Source organism: Aestuariivita sp., from assembly GCF_049276915.1.
GTDB lineage: Bacteria > Pseudomonadota > Alphaproteobacteria > Rhodobacterales > Rhodobacteraceae > Aestuariivita.
The window spans coordinates 1-2,376 of record NZ_JBASXK010000163.1; the positions used below are offsets into that span (position 1 = coordinate 1).

Sequence of the window (2,376 nt, forward strand, 5' to 3'; positions counted from 1 at the left end):
AAGCCAGCCTCCTTAATGTAATGGGTTTGGGGCTACGCCTCAGCGCAGAATGATGCCAATTGAGGCGAGCGCAGTTGTGGCGGCAGTGATCTGGGCTTCGGTTGCACCATCAGGCCAGACGAGGTCGTGGCGATTAGCGATGGCAGGGCCTCGGAGAAGGACAACCCCAGGGGCATCAGATGCGCTCGCATCCACAGAGTCCCACAGGATGCCAGAAGCGTTCTGACTGCCGTTGGACGCGCCAGGTGCAAAGCTTGTGTATTTTCCGCCGGTGGTAATTCTTCCAAGCACCGTGCCAGGCTCAAGCTTACCTGCGCCAGAGGCGATGGTCACGGTTTCGCGGGTGTAATCACGCAGCACTTCCCAGACGAGAAAGCCGCCTGTGTGTTTTCCTTCTGTGAGCATGGTCATGAACGATTATCCTTTTTGGCGGAATGTACGGGCGATCACATCGCCCCAGGATTGGGTGTTGGCCCCGCGCCCGGGTTGAGCATGTGCCGCTGTGATGTCGGGGGTTGCCTCGGCCTTGGCTGCGAGAAGGCGGTGGCGGACCTCGTCGAGCCCCACGTCTTCCTCTAGGAAACGACCTGCCATCTGCGGCTGGCCCGCAAGGCGGCAAAGATCGATCACAGCGCGGGCATGAGACATCGCCTCAGCGCGGATCGCCCCAGCGTCGAGTGGTGCGTCGGGTGGTGCGTTGGAGGCTGCAGCGCAGTTCTCTGCCGCACGCGATTGGGCGTTTCCGGCCTGAAGACCCTCATCCTGCACACTTGTACACGTAGGATCAGCGGTTGTTGCCACCGGATCAACGTTCCCGGCGGGAACCTTGGTCGCGGGATCAGATGCGATTGGCGCAGCGTCATTGCCTGCCACACCGTTATCGTCTCCAACGATTTCCCTGGCTGTGGTTGCGGGGTCAGGCGCGATGGCCTCAACTGCCTCAACCAGTTCAGGCGGGACGTTACGGAACCGCCCGATATCAAAGCTGGCGGCAATCCGCACCGGCTCTGCCATGCGCGTGGCAAGCCCCGCCTCCAACGCATCTTTTGCGTCAAACCATGTCTCCGCCGACAGCAATGCCGCGATTTCAGCCTCCGGCTTGCCGGATTTGGCCGCGTATCCCCGCGTCATGCTGGCTGCGATCTTGTCCAACGTGCCGGCCATGTCGCGCATGTCTGCGGCCGTGCCCATGACAACGCCAGACGGGTCATGGATCATCAGAAAAGCGTTTTCCGGCATGACGATCTCGTCGCCCGCCATGGCAATGTAGCTCGCAGCGGAGGCCGCGATACCATCGATCCAGACTGTAATTGTGCCTGCATGACGCTTCAGGGCGTTATAGATTGCAACCGCATCAAAGACTGAGCCTCCAGGGCTATTGAGGCGCAAATCAATAGGCGCATCATCTGGCAGCGTGCCCAGCTCGGCCAGAAACCCTTTGGCAGAAACGCCGTAGGCGCCGATTTCGTCATAGATCAGCACTTCCGCGCCCGTTGCCCGGGCACGGATCGTGTACCAACTGTTCATGGTGTCACTCCTGTTTGGATTGAGCGGCGGACTCGTCGCCTTTGTCATCTGGTTCCGACGTCTGGCTCGGTGTTGCCCGCGCACCTTGCGTCTCGCCTGGGCTGGTGCGGTACACGAGCCCCAACTGCTTTGTCCGCGCAGCATCGGCCGCGTTTTCACGGTCGACCTCCTCGACATCATAGCCCGTGGCCTCGACCACCTTGCGTCTTGAGGTGATGCCCGCCTCCATCGCCAGCACCTGCGCCTGAATGTCTTTCAAGGGATCGACCCAATCCCACCGGGGCGGGATCCACTGTACCGTGCGCGCAGCCGCGGGGTCAGGCAGATTAAGCCGACCCACCAGCTGTGCTGTATCCAGCCAGCGTCGCCAAATCGGTCGGCAGAGCTGATGCGCAATCACCCCGTGCTGCAACTGTTGCACGCGCCGGCGGAACTCAACCAGTTCTGCCCTCAGGCTGGAATAGTTCGCCTGCCGGACATCACCGGTCACAAGGTGATAGGGCAGCCCCAGCGAGGCAGACACCGCAAGCAACGTGCGATATTGAAACGCCTCATAGCCGCCACCAACATCCGCGGGGCTCGAGAACTTCACATCCTCGCCCGGCAGCAGAACCTGCATGGTGCCGGGCTCAAGGCTAGCCATAGCTGCGCCACCAAGATCCGCCTCGCCCTCGCCCATCATCGGATCTTCCGGCGCTGTCTTGGTGATGAAGCCGGCAAACATTGCTGCTGTCTTTTTGCGATCTAGTTCGGCGTCATCATACTGATCAAGCAGGAACAACCGCACCATCGCGGGCGCAACATGGGGCAAGCCACGGATCTGACCCGCATCAATGGGGCGGTAGATGT

Annotated in this window: 3 protein-coding genes; all 3 read right to left on the reverse strand. The window is 61.0% G+C overall.

Annotated features, from left to right (window positions below):
- Positions 1–39 precede the first annotated feature (39 nt).
- On the reverse strand, positions 40–411 hold the full coding sequence (locus WAO69_RS17150) for a head decoration protein (protein WP_422181386.1): 372 nt from the start codon (positions 409–411) through the stop codon (positions 40–42).
- Positions 412–417: 6 nt separating this feature from the next.
- Positions 418–1,527 carry a head maturation protease, ClpP-related gene (locus WAO69_RS17155; RefSeq protein WP_422181388.1) on the reverse strand — a complete coding sequence of 370 codons (1,110 nt, stop codon included), beginning with the start codon at positions 1,525–1,527 and terminating at the stop codon, positions 418–420.
- Positions 1,528–1,531: 4 nt separating this feature from the next.
- A partial coding sequence (locus WAO69_RS17160; RefSeq protein ID WP_422181390.1) for a phage portal protein occupies positions 1,532–2,376 on the reverse strand: 845 nt, incomplete at its 5' end.

What these genes read in the sequence shown, in the direction of transcription:
- WAO69_RS17155 (WP_422181388.1), bottom strand. Translation starts at nt 1,527, where the DNA reads ATGAACAGTTGGTACACGATCCGTGCCCGGGCAACGGGCGCGGAAGTG.
- WAO69_RS17150 (WP_422181386.1), bottom strand. Translation starts at nt 411, where the DNA reads ATGACCATGCTCACAGAAGGAAAACACACAGGCGGCTTTCTCGTCTGG.